The organism is Amycolatopsis sp. NPDC058278, assembly GCF_042881395.1.
In the GTDB taxonomy this organism is placed as follows: Bacteria; Actinomycetota; Actinomycetes; order Mycobacteriales; family Pseudonocardiaceae; genus Amycolatopsis.
Genome location: NZ_JBHVXZ010000010.1, coordinates 25,858 through 45,489 on the forward strand (window position 1 = coordinate 25,858; position 19,632 = coordinate 45,489).

The window sequence follows — 19,632 nt, forward strand, 5'->3', positions numbered from 1 at the left end:
TGGTTCACGCGGCGGGCTTCCGGTCGCCGTGGTGCGGGGCGGACATCCTGGCCAGGCGCTGGGGTGTCGGCCAGCGGACTTTCGTCGCCCAGCCGAGTTTCTCGAAGATCCGGATGACGCGGGCGGAGATGTCCACCTGCCCGGGGAGCACGCCGTGGCGCGCGCAGGTGGGGTCGGCGTGGTGGGAGTTGTGCCAGGATTCGCCCATCGACAGGATGGCCAGTGGCCAGAAGTTGGCGGAGCGGTCGCGGTTGGTGAACGGGCGGGTGCCGATCATGTGGCAGATCGAGTTGACCGACCAGGTGACGTGGTGCTGCAGGGAAACCCGCGCCAGCCCGGCCCAGAGGAACGCGGTCAGCGCGGCCCACCACGTGCCGCCGATCAGGCCGCCGAGCGCGGCGGGGACTCCCACGGTGGCGGCGACCCACAGCGGGAAGAGCCGGTCCACCAGGCGGATGTCCGGGTCGGCGGCCAGATCGGGGGCGAACCGGGCGATGTTGGTCTTGTCGCGCCCGAAGAGCCAGCCCAGGTGGGCGTGCCAAAATCCGTGGACCAGCGCGAGCGGTGAGGTGCCGTAGAGCCAGGGCGAGTGCGGGTCGCCTTCGCGGTCGGAGAAGGCGTGGTGCCGGCGGTGGTCGGCCACCCAGCCGATCACCGGGCCCTGTGCGGCCAGGCCGCCGGCGACCGCGAGCGCGATCCGCAGGGCGCGGGTGGCGGTGAACGCGCCGTGGGTGAAGTAGCGGTGGTAGCCGACGGTCACGCCCAGTGTGGTGACGACGTAGAAGCCCGACGCGATGCCGATGTCGAGCCAGCTCAAGCCCCAGCCCCACACCAGGACCACGACCGAGATGAGGGCGAGGAACGGGGCGAGCAGGAAGATCCTGATGGTGACGAGTTCGGAGCGGGAGTGTTCGCCGGCGAGGATGGGTTTCGGGCCGGCCGGGAAGAGTTGTGGTGGCGAGGTGTGGTCGGTGGTGGTCATGACGGTGCCGATCCGAGCGATGGGACAGGCCGGTGGGTTTCCACCGGTGGCGAGCGGTCGTCATCTCTGCGTCGGGCGGGCGCGGCGATGGCCTCGGCCCGCGAGGTGTGGATGACCAGTTGTTCGTGCAGCCTGGTGATCTGAATGGGGCGCCAGGTGGCGCGGGTGGTGGCGACCAGCCGCAGGTCGGTGAGCGGTGCAGCTTGCCGGCGAGCGGCCAGGAGGATCTCCAGTCCCGCGGAATTGAGGAACTGGACGAGGGACAGATCGACAACGAGCCGCCACGGCCGCCGGCTCAACGCCGACTCGAGTGCCTGGCGCACCGCGGGGGCGGTGTGCAGGTCCACGTCACCGTCCACGACGAGCACGAGCGTCCGTCCACACTGTTCTGTCGTCACGGTCAGCGGCGGATGCCGGCGTGCCGGGGGCTTGCGCCCTCCGGGCGCCTCGATGACCGCACGGGCCACACCGATTTCCGGTGCGTCTCCGCGGCGACTCCGTGGTGCCGGGAGCTCCGGCGGAGTGGGTTCCGCGAGTGGGCGGCGGAGACGGCGAAGATCGACTGTTATGCGCCTCACGATCGGGGCTCCTGACTTTGCCGACCGCTGCTGATCCTCACCGCTGTGACGACATTCGCGCGGCTGATGGACAGACGCGGCCGTTTTTGGCGGTCGATCGTCGCGAGGGCAGGGACTGGGCGCTCCGGCGCTGTCACCCCGATCCTACCGCGATGCCTGAGCCACCGCGGCGTTTCCAGGCCGGTTTTCGAACGTCCGACACCGCTCGCCGCGTCGTCGCCGGAGCCAGGGGAACGGGGGGCTTCGTGGAACCTGGGCTTGTCATGACAAGAGCAAGCCGCCTACTCCGGCTGGTCGGCCGGAGTAGGCGGGAGCTCAGGTCAGCAGGCTCCTGGGCCGCCGAAGTGAACGCTGTTCGAACTTGTCCGGGTAGCGGTGTACAGCGCCGGGTTGGTGATCGTGTTGAGGCTGATGTTCGCGGCCGGGCCGCCGATGAAGTTGATCGCGACGGCGGCCGACGACGACGGCGACGACGCGAACAAGCCGTTGCCCATGTCGGTGCACGGCGTCGCACTGTTCGCGGCGACCTCACCGAACCACTGGGTCAGGGCGACCTTGGTGAAGCTGTTGCCCCACAGCGTGTCGGGGTAGAAGCCGAAGAAGACGCCGCCGAAGCCGACCCACCAGTTGCCCTGGAAGTGCTGGATCGTGAACTGCGGCGTGGAGTTGCCCGGCCGCAGGGTCATTCCCGCCGTCACCGACGCCGCGTTGGCGACCGGGACGAAACCGCAGCCGTTGTAGCAGGTCGGCACCCCGTTCACCCAGTGGAATACGAACAGGTGCGGCTCGGAGTCGCCGAACAGGCCCCGGTCGACGGTCCAGCCGACCTCGACGATGTTCTTGCTGTCCGCGGATTCCGCGGCCATTTCGCCCAGCGAGTGGAAATCGCCCGCGGCCAGCGCGGGCCGTGAGACGGTCGTGAACATGTTCGACCCGTCAGCCGCAGCGAACTGAAAAGCGCCGCCGTAGAGGAAGGTCAGTGACGAGATGCCCTGCGTACTCGCCGCGGCGAGTGACGGATTTCCTTTGGGGCCGTAGATTCCTTTGGTGTCCGCGGACGCCATCGCGGGCGTTGTCCCCGCGATCAGAGCGGTGAAGGCCATGAAGGCGACAGCTATTATGGATCTTCTCATGTGGTGAACTCCCCCCTCGCCGTGGGACCGGCGAGTGCTGCGGTGGCGGGGTGGCCTTGTCGGCGTTACGACGACTGGCCGCCTTGCCCTGGTCGAGAGACCGAATGGGATTCACCGTGGCAGGGGTCGTCGACAATCCGTCGACAACTGGTCGACACCGCAGGTCAGGACGCTCGGGTGGGTGGCCGAGTAAGCTCGCTGGCCTGATCAAGACATGAGCCCGCGCGAGGTGCTGGCCGCGGAGGATGGCGTAGAAGTGGTCCGGGTCGTGGGGGAAGGGGAACCCGGAGATCGCACCTCGGAAATCGAGGAAAGGCTCGAGCATGACTGCCCAGCGTGCGCCGGAGGCCCTGGTGGTGGGCCTGTTGACCGATGACGGATTTCCCCGGCAGCTCGCCGGGAGAATCGCGGAGGGGCTGCCCGATCGCCTGGCCCGCGACCTCGGCGAAGAGACGACCTGGCACATCGAGCACGAGACGCAGGCCCTTCCGCTGAACGAGGAGGGTGACATTCCCATGCTGGACCTGGCGCAGCAGCGCCGGGCCGAACACGGCTGGGACCTGCTGGTGCTGATCACCGACCTCCCGCGGCGGGCCGGCACGGTCCCGATCGCGTCGGACTACAACGCCGACCACGGCGTGGCGATGGTGTCGCTGCCCGCGCTCGGTGCCCTGCGGCTGCGCGGCCGGGTGTCTCGGCTGATCGTCCACCTGGTCCGGCACCTGGTCGCGCGCCGCTCGGCGAAGGAGGCCGATCCCCCGCAGGGGATCCTCGACCGGCTGCGGGAGCTCGTGGCGCCGACCCGGCACATCCGGGGCCACGGCGGCCGCGGCGGCCACCGCCGCGTACGGCATCATCACCACGTCGTTCTGGAAGCTCGCCGAAGCCCTGCCCGCGTTGCGGCCGGCCGGGATCACGGTCCTGGCGATCGTGGTCATGTCGGGCTGGCTGATGGTGCACAACCGCCTCTGGGATTCGCCGTCCGGGCACCTCTCTTCGCGCTCTCGCTGCTGGCGTCGATCGTCCTGATCGAAGGTACTTACTTCGGGCAGGTCCTCGGCCATCCGGCCAAGACGAAGAACGCGTCCGCCGCGCGACCTACAGCCGGCGCGAGCGGGAGCGGTAGCAGCGCAACCGCGAGCGCGCCGAGGAAGCCGAAAGCTGCGATGACGACTGAGCGGTCACCGGTCGCCAAGGTCGCCGCTCGGTGGCCGCCCCTGCGCGCCAGCCGGTGATCCGGCCACCGTGCTCGCCGCGGTGGCCGGATTCGGGTGCCGGTCAGGGCTTGAGGATGACCTTCTCGCAGTTGTCCTGCTTCTTCTTGAACATCTCGAAGCCGCGTTCGGCCTCGTCCAGCGGCAGGGTGTGGGTGATGATCCGGGTCGGGTCGAGCTCTCCGCGTTCGATGCGCTCCAGCAGTGGCTTCATATAGCGGTGCACGTGGCACTGCCCGGTTCGCAGGGTCAGCGATCGGTTCATCCAGGCGCCTGCGGGGAATTTGTCCAGCAGGCCGCCGTACACGCCGATCACCGAGACCACGCCACCGCTTCGGCACGACATGATCGCCTGGCGCAACGCGTGCGGGCGATCGGTCTCCGATCGCACGGCCTGCTTGACCCGATCGTAGGCGGCGACGTGCGCGCTGCCGTGGGTGGCCTCCAGCCCGACCGCGTCGATGCACTTGTCCGGCCCGCGTCCCCCGGTCAGTGCCAGCAGCCGGGACCGGACGTCGACCTCCTCGAAGTTCACCGGCGTGTGGCCGGCCTCTTCCGCCAGCCGCAGCCGGTACGGCTCCTTGTCGATGGCGATGACCTTCGCGGCGCCCAGCACCCGGGCGCTGTCCATGGCGAACTGGCCGACCGGGCCGGCGCCCCAGACCGCCACCACGTCGCTGGGCTGGATGTCGCACATCTCGGCGCCCATGTAGCCGGTGGGCAGGATGTCGGAGAGGAACAGCACCTGTTCGTCGGTCAGGTCCGACTCGATCTTCAACGGGCCGACATCGGCGAACGGCACCCGCGCGTACTGCGCCTGACCGCCCGCGAAGCCACCGGTCAGATGCGAATAGCCGAAGATCCCGCAGACCGGGTGGCCGAACATCTTCTCCGCGATCCCGGCGTTGGGATTGGTGTTCTCGCAACAGGAGTACAGCTCGGCGGCGCAGGCGCCGCACGCGCCGCAGGCGATCGGGAACGGGACGACGACCCGGTCCCCGACGCGCAGCCGGCCCGGATCGACGCCCGGGCCGACCTCGAGCACTTCGCCCATGAACTCGTGACCCATCACGTCGCCGTCCTGCATGGTGGGCACGTACCCGTCGACCAGGTGCAGGTCCGAGCCGCAGATCGCGGTGGAGGTGATCCGGATGATCGCGTCACGGCTGTTGAGGATCTTGGGGTCCGGCACGTCCCGGACCTCGACCTTGTTGCGGCCCGCCCAGGTGTTCGCCCTCATGCGTCCGCTCCCTTCTCGAGTTCGGCATCCGACAGCGGTTGTGCCGGGTGCTGCGGGAATTCCTTGCGCGCCCGCTTGCCCCACGGGGCGCCGTCGGAGCGGACCACCTCGCCGGTCTCCAGGACCTGCTTGAGCCGGCGCAGGTCGTCGTCGAGCTGCTGGTGCGGTTCTTCGCCGAAGTACTTGGCGACGGCCTTGCCGACCGCGCCGCCGGGGATCTCGTACACCAGCACGACGTTCACCTCGGTGCTCACGCCGTCCGGGGCGGGCGTGAACCAGACCGTGCCGGCGTTCGGCACGTCGGCTTTTCCGGTCGACCGCCACTCGATCCTCTCGCCCGGCGTCTCGTCGGTGATTTCCGCGTCCCACTCGACGTCGTTGCCGAACGGGGCGCTGGCGGACCAGCGGCTCGTCCGGTCACCGGTCGTGCGCACCTGCTCGAGGTGCGCCATGAACGACGGGAGGTTCTCGAGGTCGCGCCAGAACGCGTAGACGTCCGACGCGGGTTTGCGGATGGTTGTCGTTGCGGTCAACTCCATGGATCCTCCTTTGCGTGCACCCCGCACCGCCGGCACGGAGCCGATGTTTTGCGTGCGACTGGCCCGCACCGCGGTCAGCAGGTCCAGCACCGTGATCCCGGCGACGGCGCCGGTGACGCCGACGAGCCGGCGCCGGCGGCGCCCGCCGCGGTGGGCGATGGCCAGCCCCAGCGCGGTCAGGTCCATCGCGTCGCCCGCGACCCTGGTCCACGCCCAGACACCTTTCCGCCGGCTCGTCAGCAGCCCGGCCGCGTGGACCAGCTCCCGCGCCCCGACGACCGGCACCACGGCCCGGGATCTCGCGGAATCGTCCACGCCGCTGATCCGGCGCACCGTGTCCGGCGCCGCCAGCTGGGCCACGCCCAGACCGAAGCTCAGCCAACCGAGCCGCCGGCCCTGCCGCTGCACTTCGTCCTGCCTCGCTTGCCCTGCCGTTGTGCTCGGTGATGCGGTCATGGGCAACCTCCGTATCCGATCGCACCCTGTCGAACGGCCCCGGGCGTCCGATCCGGGTTCGGCTACCCCTCGACAATCCGGCTAACCCACCGATCGACCGTGGCGGGAAAAGACATCCGGTTCCGGTGCGCGGGCGTGTGCGGCGCCGTTCGTGCGGCAAAGCTGCCCTGAATACTCTCGTTCGCGCGACGTTCTCCAGGCTGCCGTCACCTCAGGTGTAGAAGGTGGTGAGCGGGATCGGCTCGCCGCTGATCGGCGGGGAACGGGGGGCGGGGTGGAGCGGACGACGTGTTGCGTGGTGGGAGGCGGCCCGGCGGGCATGGTGCTGGGGTTGCTGCTCGCGAGGGCCGGGGTCGAGGTCACGGTGCTGGAGAAGCACGAGGACTTCCTGCACGACTTCCGCGGCGACACCGTGCATCCGGCGACCTTGCAGTTGCTCGACGAGCTGGGACTGGGGGAGCGGTTCGCGCGGTTGCCCCAGACCCGGATCACCGACGTGGTCCTGCCGGACGGGTCCGGCGGGGTCCGGCGGATCGGTGATTTCGGTGCGTTGCGCAGGTGGGGAGTGCGGCATCCGTATGTGGCGATCGTTCCGCAGTGGGATCTGCTGGATCTGCTGGCCGACGCCGCGCGGGTGGAACCGGTGTTCCGGCTCGAAATGGGGACCGCGGCGACCTCGCTCATCCTCGAACGTGGCCGGGTCGCCGGGGTCCGCTACCGCACGAGCGGGCCTGGCGGCGCGGAGGTCGACGGCGAGATCCGGGCCGACCTCACGGTGGCGTGCAACGGCCGGAATTCGGTCCTGCCTGCGGCGGCCGGGTTGGGCGTGACCGAGTTCGGCGTTCCGTTCGACACCTGGTGGTTCCGGCTCTCGCGTCGTGACGGCGAGCAGGTCGGCCAGCTGACCCGGCGGCCGGGCCGGGGGCGTTTCGCGATCGTCATCCCCCGGGAGGGCTACTTCCAGATCGGGTACGTCGCACGCAAGGGCACCGACGGCCGGCTGCGTGCCCGCGGCATCGAGGCGTTCCGGCGTGATGTGGCCGAACTTCTCCCGGAGTACGCCGACCGAGTCGGCGAGCTGGTCTCGATGGACGACGTCAAACTGCTCGATGTCCGGCTCAACCGGCTGCGCCGATGGCATGCCGAGGGCTTGCTGTGCATCGGGGACGCCGCGCACGCCATGTCGCCGGTCGGGGGCGTGGGCATCAACCTCGCCGTCCAGGATGCCGTCGCGACCGCGACCCTGCTGGCCGGGCGGCTGCGGCGGGGTGCGGTGAGCGGGGCCGACCTCGCCCGGATCCGGCGGCGCCGGTTGCCGTCGCTGCTGCTGGTGCAGGCCCTGCAGCGGATCATGCACGCCGACCTGGCCGGCCCGCTCGCGTCCGGGGAGCAGGCGGGCCCGCCGGGCTGGATCATGACCGCGGCACGGTGGCTGCCCTTTCTGCGGACGTTGGCCGTGTATCTCGTCGGCGTGGGGTTGCGTCCCGAGCGTGCACCGATTTCCGCCCGGCGTCACGTCACGCCTGGCGCGACGCCGGTGAGCCCCAGGTGTCGAGGTAGGTGATGTCCTCCGCGGCCGGCCGTGCGGCGAGCCGGAAGTCGCGCTGGGTGGTGTGCGCGACGGCGAGCAGGCTGATCTGCAGGACGTCGTCCGGGATCCCGAGCAGGGCGGCGACGTCGGCTTCGTGGTCTTGGAGGTGGTAGCCGCAGATGGAGCTGCCGAGGCCGCGGTCGCGCAGGGCGAGCTGGAAGCTCCAGATGGCGGGGTAGGCGGAGCCGAAGTAGGCGGACTGTGAGAAGGCGTCGGCGGGCGGGCGGCCGATCATGCAGGGGATGGCCAGCACGGGTACGCGTTCGAGGTTGCGGACGAGGTGCTGGGCTGACCGCAGTGCCCGTGCTTCGACGAGGTGGCCGTACTTCGCCCACGCCGCTTCGGCGGTCTCGCGGTTGTACGCGGCGATCTTGGCTTTGGTGTCCGCTCCGGCGTTGCCCTGGGATGACCGCCTGCGGTCGCTCGCCGAAGACCTGTACGCGAGCTTCGTGCGGCATCCGGGCCTTGGCGGCGCAGGACGCGAACCCGCGCTCGGCCGGTGCGTTGCGGGTAATCGACGCTCTGCTGCGGGCGTTGCTCGATGCGGGCCTGACCGAAGAGGCGGCGGCGCGCAGCTACCGGTCACTGCTGGGGATGCTGCTCGGTTCGGTGCTCACCCGCACGACCGGGACCGGCGCGAAGGCCGCGCGAGCCGAACCGGTGGTGGCGTACTTCCGCCGGATGGTGGCGGCCGGGGAACTGCCGAGTCTGCAGCGGGTCCTGCCCGCGCTCGAGTCCGGTGACTGCGTGCAGGACTTCGAGTACCAGCTCGAGTTGCTGATCGGCGGGCTGGCTCCGGCACGGGGCTGAACCACGTGCGCCACCGGCCGAACCGGGCCTGCCGTCCGGCCGCCGGGTGCCGGCGCCCCGGCCGGGAAGCTCGGTGGCGCCCGCACCCGGCTGGTTCCCGGAATGGTCAGACCTTGTCCTCGGACGACGTTCGGGCGATGTCGAGCAGGATTTTCAGCAGCTCGCCGGGTGCGTCCCGCATGAGGTTGTGTCCGCCGTCGAGGGCGTGTGTCGTCCAGGCGGGGTCCTCGCGCAGGCGCTGGTAGACGGGGGTGAAGGGCGATTCGCCGTCCCAGCCGGCGGCGTAGAGGTAGTCCCGGCGCCCGAACCGGCTCAGGTCGCCGGACAGGCGGAGCGGCTGCAGCAGTGAGGCCAGTGGGTGCGGGGTGGCCCGCGGGTCGAAGAACGGCAGGGGACGGGTGGCGTACCCGCTGTCTTCGACGTCGAGGTACCACCGGCGTTCCTGGTCGGAGACCAGGGCCCAGCAGGAGTCGCCGTGGGTCGGAACGACGGCGTCGAGGTAGACGAGGCTGTCCACTCGCTCGGGCACGCGGTCGGCGGCCCCGGTGATCACCATCCCGCCGTAGCTGTGGCCGACCAGCACGGCGTCGTGGATGTTCTCGGCGGCCAGCAACGCGGTCACGTCCTCGATGTGGGTGTCGAGGTTGACCCCGCCGCGCAGGAGGTGGCTGCGTTCGCCGATCCCGGTCAGCGTCAGCGGGTGGACGGCGTGCCCGTGTCCGCGGAGTTGCCCGGTCAGGTCGGCGAAACACCAGCCGCCGTGGCACATGCCGGGAACGAGGACGAAAGTGGCCATGATCGTGCTCCGTGTGGTTGTGGGTGGGTTCACCGGATCTCGGCGTCGAGATCCGAGGGCTCGCGGCTCGTGATGCGGGGCTTGGCCGGGACTGCCGCCAGCACCGCCGCCGCGGCGCACAGGGCCGCGGTCCAGGCCAGGGGAGCGGCGGTCGAGGCGTGATCGGCGAGGAGTCCGCCCAGCCACGGGCCGATGGTCTGTCCCGTGGCGAACAGCGTGGTGAACGCGGCGAGGGTGGCGGTCCAGCCGGCGGCGGGAACGGCGGTCCGGATGTGCGCGGTGACCGCGGCGGGAACAGCCATGAACGTTGCCCCGTAGACGATTGCGGAGGCGATCACCGCCGCGGGTGAGCCGGACAGCAGCGCCAGTGCCGCGCCGCCGGCCAGTGCACCGAGCATGAGAGCCAGGGCGCGCGTGCCGGGCCACCGGGTGATCGGGCGGCTCCACAGGGCCGGGGCCGCGATGACCGCGGCACCCAGCACCGTCCACGTGAGCACCACCTGCAGGACCGGTGCGTGCCGGTCGGCCAGGTACACGGACAGGAAGGTGATGTAGGTGATGTAGCCGGCCGCGAACAGGAAGTACGCCACGGCGATCCGCCACAGTGGACGCAACCCCGCCGCTCCCCGCGCATCCGCCGGCCGGTCCTCGCCGGTTCCCGCCGCGGTCCAGCAGGCCAGGGCCGCCAATCCCGCGACGGCACCCAAGCCGAGCCACGCCACCTGCCAGCGATCCGCCAGGCCTGGAATGGTCACGCCACCGAGGACGATCCCCAGTCCCGTGCCGGCGAAGTAGACCGTGATGGGCACGCTGGATCCGGCGCGCCCGGCGGCCCGCGCCGCGATCACCCCACCCGCGATGAAGACCACCGCGCCGCTCGCGCCGGCCACCGCGCGGATGGCCAGCAGCACCGCGAAGACGTCACTGGCCGCCGTGCCGGCCAGTGCCAGCGCGGTGACGACCATGCCCCAGCGGAAGGCCGCGGCGGTGCCCCACCGGCGAACCAGGGCGGCCGTCGCCACGGCGCCGACCAGGTAACCCAGCCCGTTCGCGGTGCTGACCGCCCCGGCCTCGGCCAACGTCCACCGCAGGTCGTCCCGCATGGCCGGGACGAGCAGCCCGTAGGCGAACCGCGCGAGTCCCAGCGCGGACGCGGTGCCGAGCGCCAGCCGCGCAGCCGGCCAAGTCACGGTCATCGCACTCCGATAGATCGAACCGATCGGTACGATCTGGACGCTAGCACATTGATCGAACCGATCGGTACCATCGCGGGCATGCCGGTCACCAAAGGCTCGACGATCGACCCGGAGCGGACGCGCACCGCGATCCTGCACGCGGCCACCGAGGTGCTGTACGAACGCGGGCTCGACGGCATCGGCGTCGCCGGGCTCTGCGCACGCCTCGGCGTGTCCAAGGAGACGCTCTACCGGCACTTCGGCACCAAGGACGGGCTCGTCCAAGCGGTCCTCGAAGCGCGTAGCGACCGGGTCATCCGCTGGCTGACCGATGCCGTCACGGCCGCGGGCGATGATCCCGCCGACCAGATCACCGCCCTGTTCGACGCTCTTCAGGGGTGGTACGACGAGCCGGCTTTCCGTGGCTGCGCGCTGCTCAACGCGGCCACCCAGCACCACACCGAGGCGGTCCGGACCATCACCGCCCGCCACCTCGGCCGCTACCTCGAACTCCTCACCAAGATCGCCGGCCGGGCCGAAGTCACCGACCCGCAGCTTCTCGGGCGCCAGCTGCTCATCCTGGTCGAGGGCGCCACCGTCGTGGCCGACCACCACAACCGCGCCCTCGCGGGCGAACACGCACGCCAGGCCGCGCTCGCCCTGCTCGCCGCCCACCGTTCCTGACGGCTCTCCGTCGGCGTCGGCGAATTCGCGCCGCCGCCGAACGGGTCTAGGCGGCGACCTTCTCCCACCGGGCCACCGGGGACGAGCCGAGGAACTGGTCGCCGTACAGATCGCCGCGGTCCGGGAAGAACGTCAGGATGTTGCGCGCCCCCGTTGTCTCCACCAGCTTCCGCGCTCCCTGCAGGGCGATCCCTGACGTGCCGCCCGCGTAGATGCCGCGGCCGGCCAGCTCGCGCACGCCTTCCGCCGCTTCCTCGTCCGTCGAGTAGTACACGTCCTCCACCAGGTGCAGGTTGGAGCCGATCACCTTCGGGACGCAGTTCGTGTTGCCGATGCCGCGCAGGACGCTCGGGCCGGGCTCCAGGCCGAACGTCGCCGAGCCGACGCGGTCCGCCACGTAACACGGGATTCCCTTGGCGCGCAGCATTTCCGCGAGACCGACGAAGTGACCGCCGGTGCCGACCACGAAGATCGCCGCGTCGATCCAGTCGAGGTCCAGCTTCGGCTCGACGCTCGGCACCAGCCAGCGGCGGTACACCGCCGGGTTGAGGTCGGAGTTGTTCTGGTCCGTCCAATGCATGTCCGGGCGCTCGGCCAGCAGCGCCTCCAGCAGCTCCACGCGGGACTGCTGGGTGCCGCCGGTCGGGTGCGGGCCGCTGACGATGTGCAGCTCGGCGCCGAGCAGCTCGATCTTGCGCCGGGTGACCGCCGGGATGTTCGGGTCGGTGACCAGTTCGATCGGGTGGCCGAGAATCTTGCCGGCCAGCGCGAGGCTCACGCCGAGCGAGCCCGACGTCGACTCGATCACCGTCTGGCCGGGCTTCAGCAACCCGGCTTCGTAGGCCAGCAGCAGGATCCCGAACCCGAGGATGGACTTGAAGCTCGACTCGGTCGTGGTCATGCCGTAGATCGCGCGCAGCCGGCCGCGGCCACCGGCGATCGGGCCGCAGTCGAGCACCGGAAGGTCGGCGAACCCTTGTAGCATCCGCTCCGCGACGACCCGCGGCTCCTCGATGCCGCTCCAGTCCTCGATCACGAGACGATCCTTTCGGGAGCCGCGGGAATGGAAAACAGCCGGACGAACGTCGTGATCATGCTCGGATCACCCTTCGCCTCGACCAGGCCGAGCCACAACGCGTCGGTCGGGCTCAGTTCCCCGGACATCAGGTGCTTGAGCAGTGGTGACTCGATGACGAGATCGGCACCCGGCAGCGGGCCCTCCTCGACCGTGAGCACCCCGTCGTCGACGCGGGCGCCGACGACCAGCTCGCCGAAGCGCACCTCGAAGCCCGCCCGGATCCCGCGGGCGCGGTCCGGGCGGAACGTCGAGCGCAACGCGAGGATGGCGATGTCGATCGAGTAGAGGTCACCGGGGCTCGGGTCGCCGAGCGAGCGCGCGCCCCAGAGGCCGAGCTCCAGCAGGATCGGTTCCAGCGCTTGGCCGTACCCGGTCAGCTCGTAGGCGCCGGCCGCGCCGAGCCGGACCACCCCGGCCTCGACGAGGTCGGCCAGCCGGCGCGCGAGGATCTCCGCGGACACCCGCGGCAGCGTCTCGTGCAGTTCGGCGAACAGCTTCGGGCCCAGGATCAGGTCCCGGACGACGAGCACCGACCACCGCGAACCGATGATCTCGAATGCCCGCGCGAGGCCGCAGTACTGGCCGAGCGGTCGGTCTGTCATGCCGGGTTCCCTTCAGCTCGCCAGTCGTCGCGGTACCGCGACCGAATCGGTCATCCGGTCGAGGATCGCGCGCAGCACCGGGGTGGTGGTGCCGAAGTTGAGGCGCACGAAGCCGTCACCGCCGGGGTTGTACTTGGTGCCGGCGGCCAGTTCGACCCGCGCCCGCTCGAGGAAGTACCCGGCCGGATCGTCACCGCAGCCGAGCGCCCGGCAGTCCAGCCAGGCCAGGTAAGTCGCTTCCGGCGCGTGGTAACGGACTTCCGGCAGCCGCTCGGCGAGCAGGCTCCCGATCAGCCGCCGGTTGTCGTCGAGGTAACCGACCACGGTGTCCAGCCAGTCGGAGGCCTCGGTCCAGGCGGCGAGGCTGGCGCGCATGCCGAGCACGTTGACGTTCGGCCCGGCCGGCATCGCGGCGAGCTTTTCCCGCAGGGCCGACGGTCCCACGTGCCCGACCGCACAGCGCATGCCGGCGAGGTTGTACGCCTTGCTCGCGCCGTACAGCGTCACCGTCCGGGCTTCGAGCGCCGGATCGAGCGACGCGAACGGCAGGTGCCGGTGGGGCGCGTAGGTGAGGTCTGCGTGCAGGTCGTCCGAAATCACCGTGAGGTCGTGGCGCTCGGCGACCTCGCCGAGCGCGGCCAGCTCGGCCCGGGTGAACACCCGTCCGGTCGGGTTGTGCGGGTTGACCAGGATCAGCACCCGGCACCCTTCGCGGGCCGCACGGCGGGCGAAGTCTTCGGCGTCGAACACCCAGCCGGCCGAGGTGCCGGACAACGGGATCGGCACCATGCGCAGGCCCAGCTGCCGGATCATCGCCGGGAACGGCCCGAACGCCGGGGTGTGGATCGCGACGCCGTCACCGGGCCGGGTGCTCAGCTCCAGTGCCGTCCGCACGGCGTGGGTCACGTCGGTGAACTCGCGGACGTGCTCCGGAGCGGGGAACCAGCCGTAGCGGGCCGACATCCGCTGCGCGAAGGCCGCGCGCAACGGGCTCGCGTTGTCCGTCCAATTGGGATAGCCGAGGTCAGCCTGGTCGAGATAACCGCGCACCGAAGCCAAAACCTGCTCCGCGACCGGGAAGTCCATGTCCGCGATCGACGCCGGGAGCACGTCCGGCGCGGGAGCGCCCCACTTCACCCCGGGGCGGAACCGCAGGGTCCGCTCGTCGAGCCGGTCGAAGATCAGGTACCGGGCCCTTTGCGATGCGCGCATGGCTCAAGAACACCGTGGTGGCAGGGGGTTGTCATCTTCGGAGGTGCTCAGCGCCGATAGCACGTCCGGAGGTGCGTCTCATAGGTTGGACACCCCATGCTGACTCGCAGTGATCCTGTGTCGGAGACGGAGAGGAACGCGATCCGGATGGCCGCGCAACACCCGAGCGAACCCGTCGAAGGTAATGGCGACAGTCCCTTTCCGCTGACCGAAATCCAGTACGCGTACTGGGTCGGCCGCGGGCCGAACTTCGTGCTGGGCAACGTTGCGCCACACGCCTACTTCGAGCTCGAGGGCCGCCGGCTCGACCCCGGCACACTGACCACGGCGTGGAACCGGCTCATCGACCGCCATCCCATGCTGCGGGCGGTCGTCGGCACCGACGGCAGCCAGCGCGTGCTGCCCGAAGTGCCCCGGTTCGCCATCGACGTCGTCGACCTGCGGGACGCGCCGGCGGCCGAGGTCGAGGGCAAGCTCGAAGAGATCCGGTCGGCCATGTCGCACCGCGTGTACGACGCGTCGCAGTGGCCGCTGTTCGACGTGCGCATCAGCCGCCTCGCCGAGGCGGACCGCCTGCACATCAGCCTCGACCTGCTGATGGTCGACCTGGCCAGCGTCACGGTGCTGTTCAGCGAATGGCAGCTGCTCTGCGAGAACCCGGCGCACGAGCTCCCGCCGATCGACGTCTCCTTCCGCGACTACGTGCTCGCGCTCGAGCGCAACGCCGGCTCCCCGCGCACCCAGCGGGCCCTCGAGTACTGGACGTCCCGCGCCGCCACGCTCGCGCCGCCGCCGGACCTGCCGCTGGCCGCGTCGCCGGTCGCGGTGCACAAGCCGCGGTTCACCCACCGCGAGTTCCAGCTCGACCCGGACGCCTGGAAGCGCCTGCGCGACCGGTCCGAGGCGAAGGGGCTGACCCCGACGACCGTGCTGGCGACCGCCTTCTCCGAGGTCCTCGCCGCGTGGAGCGGGACGCTGAAGTTCACGCTGAACCTGACCCTGTTCAACCGGCTCCCGCTGCTGCTCGCCGAAGACGGCGAAGGCCACCGGGTCCTGCACCCGCACCTGCGCCGGGTGGTCGGCGACTTCACCTCGATCTGCCTGCTGGAGGTCGACACCGCCGAGGGCACGTTCGAGGAGCGGGTGCGCCGTACCCAGCGCCAGCTCCAGCAGGACCTGCGCCACCGGCACGTCAGCGCGCTGCACACGCTGCGCGAACGCCGCCGGCTCGGGCTGGACACCGCGTTCGGCACCATGCCGGTCGTGTTCACCAGCGGCCTGGGCACGGTCGCCGACGTCACCGGCCCGCGCGACTTCTTCGGCGACATCACCTACCGGATCAGCCAGACCCCGCAGGTCTGGTTCGACCACCAGGTCGTCGACTTCACCGGCTCGCTCGACCTGACGTGGGACGTCGTCGAAGAGCTGTTCCCGGGCACCTTGCTCGACGACATGTTCGCCGCCTACACCGGCCTGGTGGAGCGGCTCGCCGCCGAAAGCGCCTGCTGGGACGGCGAACTGCGGGTCAGCCCGCCGCAGTACCAGCTCATCGAGCGCGACGAGGTCAACCGCACCGCCGGCCCGCTGCCGGACGGCCTGCTGCACGAGCCCTTCCTGGCCGCGGCCGCCGCGCACCCGGACGCTCCGGCCGTCATCACCAGCGCCGGCACCGTCACCTACGGCGAGCTCGCCGGCCGGGCGGGCGCGGTGGCGGAGGCGATCACGCGTTCGGGTGACGGCTCGCCGGTGCGCGACCGGCTGGTCGGCGTCAGCCTGGACAAGGGCGCCGACCAGGTCGCGGCCGCGTACGGCGTCCTGCTCGCCGGCGCGGCCTACCTGCCCGCCGGCGCCGGGCTGCCGGCCCAGCGGCGCAACGGGATCCTCACCGACGGCCAGGCGGCCACGGTCGTCACGACGTCCCGGCTGGCCGACCAGCTCGACTGGACCGGCTGCGCCACCACGCTCGTGCCGATCGACAAGCTGGCGGCCGTGGAGACCCCGCCATCGAGCACCGCCGAGCCGTCGGACCTGGCCTACGTGCTGTTCACCTCCGGCTCGACCGGGCGGCCCAAGGGCGTGATGATCGAGCACCGGTCGGCGCTGAACACCGTCGCCGACATCACCGAGCGGTTCGGCGTGACCGACGGCGACCGGGTCTTCGGCCTGGCCGAGCTGAGCTTCGACCTGTCCGTGTACGACCTGTTCGGCGCGCTGGGCACGGGTGCGGCGCTCGTGCTGCCCGACCCGGACCAGACGAGCGAGCCCGCGCACTGGGCCGAGCTGATGAGCGAGCACGGCGTGACCGTGTGGAACTCGGTGCCGGCGCAGATGCAGATGCTGGTCGACCACGTCGAAGCCGTCGGCGACGTCCCCGAGGGCCTGCGGCTGGTCATGCTCAGCGGCGACTGGATCCCGGTCGACCTGCCCGGCCGCATCCACGACCTCTGGCCGGACGCCACCGTGATCAGCATGGGCGGCGCGACCGAGGCGTCGATCTGGTCCAACTACCACCAGGTCGAGGAGGTACCCGAAGGCACGCGCAGCATTCCCTACGGCGTCCCGCTGCGGAACCAGCGCTTCCACGTGCTCGACGCCGGCCTGCGGCCCTGCCCGGACTGGGTGCCGGGTGAGCTGTATATCGAAGGCACCGGCCTGGCCCGCGGGTACTGGCGCGACCCGGAGAAGACCGACGCCAGCTTCCTGCGGCACCCGGTGACCGGCGTCCGGCTCTACCGCACCGGCGACCACGGCCGGTACCTGCCCGGCGGCATCATCGAGTTCCTCGGCCGCCGGGACGGGCAGGTCAAGATCCGCGGGCACCGCGTCGAGCTCGGGGAGATCGAAGCCGTGCTCGGTCAGCACGCGGGGGTCGACCGCGCGGTCGCGGTCAAGGCCGAAGACGATGGCACCGGCGCCCGGCTGGTCGGCTACGTCATCCCGGCCCGCGACGCCGCGGACGGGCCGGACTCCTTGTACCGCAAGGAAGTCGCCGACCCGGCCGAGTCGGAGCGAACTTGGCGCGCGCTGTGCGACGGCGCCCTGCCCGCGCCCGGCCCGTCGGCCACCGAGCTGGCCGCGGCCTGGGCCCAGCTCGACGAGGTCTACGCCCACGCCGCGGCGATGGCCCTGAACTCGTTCGGTGTCACCGGCGAGGTCGACGTCCCGGCGCTGCTGCGCTCGGCGGGAGTGGCGGCGCGGTACGAGAGGTGGCTGCACCGCGCGGCCGCCAACCTGACCGGACGGGGCATGCTGCCGGGCTCGCTCCCGACGGCCATCCCGGACGAGCTGGTGGCCGCCACGCACCGCGTGCTCGGCGACAAGCTGGGTGTGCCGGGCGACCTGACCGACTGGCTGATGACCATCGCGGCGAACGTCGAGGGTGTGCTCACCCAGAGCATGCACTCCGCCGAGCTGTACGCGAACGACCGCACGCCCGCGGTGTACGAGCACCTCTTCGGGCCGGTGCACCTCGCCGCCACCGAAGCGATCCGGCGCGTCACCGCGGCGTGGCCCGAGGGCAAGCCGTTGCGGATCCTGGAGGTCGGCGCGGGGTACGGCACGTTGACCAAGCACGTCGTGCCGGAGCTGCCCGACCACGCCGAGTACACCTTCACCGACATCTCGACCTACTTCACCGAGCGGGCGCGGGAACAGTACGCGGACTACCCGAACATCGGCTTCGACCTCTTCGACGTCGACAAACCCGCCGACATCCAGGGCTTCGACGGACGGGCGTTCGACCTGGTCATCGCCGGCAGCATGCTGCACGACGCCAAGCAGATCCGGCGGGCCGTGCGCAACCTGCGGTCGGTGCTCGCGCCGGGCGGGCTGCTGCTGCTGGTCGAGCAGACCGCGTTCCACGACTGGTTCGACCTGACGATGGGGCTGCAGCAGGGTTTCGACGGCTACGAGGACACCGACCTCCGCTCGGCGCACCCGCTGCTCGACGCGGCCACCTGGCGGTCCGAGCTGGCCGGAGCCGGGTTCGCCGACTCGGCGGTGCTGACGCCCGAGGGCAGCGGCATGGCGTCGGTCGGCTTCGACGTGATCGCCGGCCGCGCGCCGGACGAGAGCAGCCGGTTCGACGGCGAGCGGCTGCGCTCGTTCCTGGGTCTGCACCTGCCGAAGCACATGGTGCCGAGCACGATCCACGCCATCGACGAGCTCCCGCTCACCAGCACCGGCAAGGTCGACCGCGCCACGCTGGCCAAGGCGCGCGGCCGGGCGTCGGCGGCCGGGCGGCCGGCCAAGCCGCCGCGCACCGAGCGGCAGCGCAAACTCGTCGAGATCTGGTGCGCGGTGCTCGGCCTGAGCCACGCCGACCTCGGGGACGACTTCCTGGAAGCCGGCGGCGACTCGCTGCTCGCGGCCCGGCTGGTCGCCACCATTTCGTCGGCGTTCGGCATCACGGTCGCCGTCGCCACGGTGCTGGAGTACCCGACCGTCGAACTCCTAGACGGTTACCTGGAGCAGATCCTCGGGGCTTCCGAGCTGCTTCCCGACGTTGCGGAGGTCGTTTCGTGAACGCGCACGAGGAGGACCTGAGGACGTGGCTGACGACGTTCGTCGCCGACGTCCTCGACATCGGCGCCGACGAGGTCGACCCGGGCGCGCCGTGGGAGTCGCTCGGGGTCGACTCGGCGATGACGCTGGTGCTCGTCGCCGACCTGTCGGTGGTGCTCGGCCGGACCGTGCAGCCGATCGAGGTGCTGAGCAACCCGACGATCGACGCGGTCGTCGAGCACCTGCTGACCGTCGAAGCGGTGGGGGGCGAGCGACCGTGAAGCCGCGCGCCACCGCCCGATGGTTCGTCCGGGGCCAGGCCCGGCCCGGCCGGTCCCCGCTGTTCTGCTTCCCGCACGGCGGCGGGTCGGCCGCGGAGTTCGTCCGCTGGTCGCGCCGGCTGCCCGGGGTCGAGCTCAGCGCCGTGCAGCTGCCCGGGCGCGGGTCGCGGCTGTCCGAGCCGGTGCTGTCCACCATGGACGAAGTGGTGGCCGCGGTGGTCGACGTCATGCCGACCACCGCGCCGTACTCGGTGTTCGGGCACAGCCTCGGCGCGCTGGTGGCCTACGAGGTCACCCGCGAGCTGCGGCGCACCGGCCGCCGGCTGCCGGACAGCCTGGTCGTCTCCGGCTTCCCGGCGCCGTCGACGAAGCGGACCGAGCCGCCGGTGCACGGGCTGCCCGACGACGAGCTGGTCGCGGAGGTGGGCCGCCGGCACGGCGGCCTGCCCGGCGAGATCCTCACCGATCCGGAGCTGAAGACGATGGTCGCCCGGTACCTGCGGGCCGACTACCGGGTGCTGGAGACCTACCAGTGGCGTCCCGGAGCGCCGCTGCCCGTGCCGCTGACCGTGTTCGGCGGCCGGGACGACTCGATCGGCGAGGACGAGCTGCGCGCGTGGGGGGAGCACGTGACGGAGCCGATCACGGTGCGGCAGTTCGCCGGCGGCCACTTCTACTTCCGGGAGAACCCGGCCGTGGTCCTGCGCGCGCTCGCGGCGGCCCTCCGGTCGACGGTGCCCGCGGACAGGGCGGCGTGA

The 19,632-nt window shown here is 71.2% G+C and carries 17 protein-coding genes and 1 pseudogene; 7 read left to right on the forward strand and 11 right to left on the reverse strand.

Going from position 1 to position 19,632, the window contains the following annotated elements; all coding sequences use genetic code 11:
• Positions 1-4 precede the first annotated feature (4 nt).
• The 3 genes from ACFVYA_RS07165 to ACFVYA_RS07175 form a co-directional block, all read right to left on the reverse strand.
• Positions 5-982 (reverse strand): acyl-CoA desaturase, encoded by a 978-nt coding sequence (locus tag ACFVYA_RS07165; protein ID WP_387043298.1) that lies wholly within the window; start codon positions 980-982, stop codon positions 5-7.
• Positions 979-1,449 (reverse strand): STAS domain-containing protein, encoded by a 471-nt coding sequence (locus tag ACFVYA_RS07170; protein WP_387043300.1) that lies wholly within the window; start codon positions 1,447-1,449, stop codon positions 979-981. Before ACFVYA_RS07170 ends, ACFVYA_RS07165 begins: the two co-directional genes overlap by 4 nt.
• 431 nt (positions 1,450-1,880) lie before the next feature.
• Positions 1,881-2,663: a neprosin family prolyl endopeptidase gene (locus ACFVYA_RS07175; RefSeq protein WP_387043302.1), complete on the reverse strand. Its 783-nt coding sequence runs from the start codon at positions 2,661-2,663 to the stop codon at positions 1,881-1,883.
• Between the two features lie 353 nt (positions 2,664-3,016).
• On the opposite strand from ACFVYA_RS07175, the gene ACFVYA_RS07180 reads away from it, so the two are divergent.
• Positions 3,017-3,928, forward strand: a complete 912-nt coding sequence (locus ACFVYA_RS07180; protein WP_387043304.1) for a hypothetical protein — start codon at positions 3,017-3,019, stop codon at positions 3,926-3,928.
• Positions 3,929-3,971: 43 nt separating this feature from the next.
• Here ACFVYA_RS07180 and ACFVYA_RS07185 read toward each other — a convergent pair whose 3' ends face one another.
• Positions 3,972-5,147: a zinc-dependent alcohol dehydrogenase gene (locus ACFVYA_RS07185; protein ID WP_387043306.1), complete on the reverse strand. Its 1,176-nt coding sequence runs from the start codon at positions 5,145-5,147 to the stop codon at positions 3,972-3,974.
• On the reverse strand, positions 5,144-6,094 hold the full coding sequence (locus ACFVYA_RS07190) for an SRPBCC family protein (RefSeq protein WP_387043307.1): 951 nt from the start codon (positions 6,092-6,094) through the stop codon (positions 5,144-5,146). The genes ACFVYA_RS07185 and ACFVYA_RS07190 overlap by 4 nt, the downstream gene beginning before the upstream one ends.
• Before the next feature lie 322 nt (positions 6,095-6,416).
• Here ACFVYA_RS07190 and ACFVYA_RS07195 point away from each other — a divergent pair, with 322 nt between their 5' ends.
• Positions 6,417-7,706 carry an FAD-dependent oxidoreductase gene (locus tag ACFVYA_RS07195; RefSeq protein WP_387043309.1) on the forward strand — a complete coding sequence of 430 codons (1,290 nt, stop codon included), beginning with the start codon at positions 6,417-6,419 and terminating at the stop codon, positions 7,704-7,706.
• Here the strand turns inward: ACFVYA_RS07195 and ACFVYA_RS07200 are convergent.
• Positions 7,660-8,106, reverse strand: a pseudogene (locus ACFVYA_RS07200) (nitroreductase family protein); the annotation flags it as partial. The gene ACFVYA_RS07195 and the pseudogene ACFVYA_RS07200 overlap by 47 nt on opposite strands.
• A gap of 92 nt (positions 8,107-8,198) precedes the next feature.
• On the opposite strand from ACFVYA_RS07200, the gene ACFVYA_RS07205 reads away from it, so the two are divergent.
• The gene (locus ACFVYA_RS07205; protein ID WP_387043311.1) at positions 8,199-8,543 is read left to right on the forward strand and encodes a TetR/AcrR family transcriptional regulator C-terminal domain-containing protein; all 345 of its coding nucleotides are present in this window, start codon (positions 8,199-8,201) and stop codon (positions 8,541-8,543) included.
• Between the two features lie 106 nt (positions 8,544-8,649).
• On the opposite strand, the gene ACFVYA_RS07210 is transcribed toward ACFVYA_RS07205, so the two are convergent.
• Positions 8,650-9,339: an alpha/beta fold hydrolase gene (locus tag ACFVYA_RS07210; protein WP_387043313.1), complete on the reverse strand. Its 690-nt coding sequence runs from the start codon at positions 9,337-9,339 to the stop codon at positions 8,650-8,652.
• 29 nt (positions 9,340-9,368) lie between these two features.
• On the reverse strand, positions 9,369-10,535 hold the full coding sequence (locus ACFVYA_RS07215) for a YbfB/YjiJ family MFS transporter (protein WP_387043315.1): 1,167 nt from the start codon (positions 10,533-10,535) through the stop codon (positions 9,369-9,371).
• Between the two features lie 78 nt (positions 10,536-10,613).
• Here ACFVYA_RS07215 and ACFVYA_RS07220 point away from each other — a divergent pair, with 78 nt between their 5' ends.
• Positions 10,614-11,198 (forward strand): TetR/AcrR family transcriptional regulator, encoded by a 585-nt coding sequence (locus ACFVYA_RS07220; RefSeq protein ID WP_387043317.1) that lies wholly within the window; start codon positions 10,614-10,616, stop codon positions 11,196-11,198.
• A 46-nt stretch (positions 11,199-11,244) separates the two neighbouring features.
• On the opposite strand, the gene ACFVYA_RS07225 is transcribed toward ACFVYA_RS07220, so the two are convergent.
• The 3 genes from ACFVYA_RS07225 to ACFVYA_RS07235 are packed head-to-tail and all read right to left on the reverse strand — an operon-like array spanning position 11,245 to position 14,090.
• Positions 11,245-12,234, reverse strand: coding sequence for a PLP-dependent cysteine synthase family protein (locus tag ACFVYA_RS07225; protein WP_387043319.1), 990 nt, complete (start codon positions 12,232-12,234; stop codon positions 11,245-11,247).
• Positions 12,231-12,878 carry a winged helix-turn-helix transcriptional regulator gene (locus tag ACFVYA_RS07230; protein ID WP_387043321.1) on the reverse strand — a complete coding sequence of 216 codons (648 nt, stop codon included), beginning with the start codon at positions 12,876-12,878 and terminating at the stop codon, positions 12,231-12,233. The genes ACFVYA_RS07225 and ACFVYA_RS07230 overlap by 4 nt, the downstream gene beginning before the upstream one ends.
• A gap of 12 nt (positions 12,879-12,890) precedes the next feature.
• Entirely contained in the window at positions 12,891-14,090 is a 1,200-nt protein-coding gene (locus ACFVYA_RS07235) for a MalY/PatB family protein (protein ID WP_387043323.1), read from the reverse strand.
• A gap of 147 nt (positions 14,091-14,237) precedes the next feature.
• Between ACFVYA_RS07235 and ACFVYA_RS07240 the strand changes: the two genes are divergently transcribed.
• The 3 genes from ACFVYA_RS07240 to ACFVYA_RS07250 are packed head-to-tail and all read left to right on the forward strand — an operon-like array spanning position 14,238 to position 19,632.
• Positions 14,238-18,614: an amino acid adenylation domain-containing protein gene (locus tag ACFVYA_RS07240; protein WP_387043325.1), complete on the forward strand. Its 4,377-nt coding sequence runs from the start codon at positions 14,238-14,240 to the stop codon at positions 18,612-18,614.
• A complete protein-coding gene (locus tag ACFVYA_RS07245) occupies positions 18,611-18,874 on the forward strand; it encodes an acyl carrier protein (protein ID WP_387043327.1) in 264 nt (87 codons plus the stop codon). The genes ACFVYA_RS07240 and ACFVYA_RS07245 overlap by 4 nt, the downstream gene beginning before the upstream one ends.
• On the forward strand, positions 18,871-19,632 hold the full coding sequence (locus tag ACFVYA_RS07250; RefSeq protein WP_387043329.1) for a thioesterase II family protein: 762 nt from the start codon (positions 18,871-18,873) through the stop codon (positions 19,630-19,632). The genes ACFVYA_RS07245 and ACFVYA_RS07250 overlap by 4 nt, the downstream gene beginning before the upstream one ends.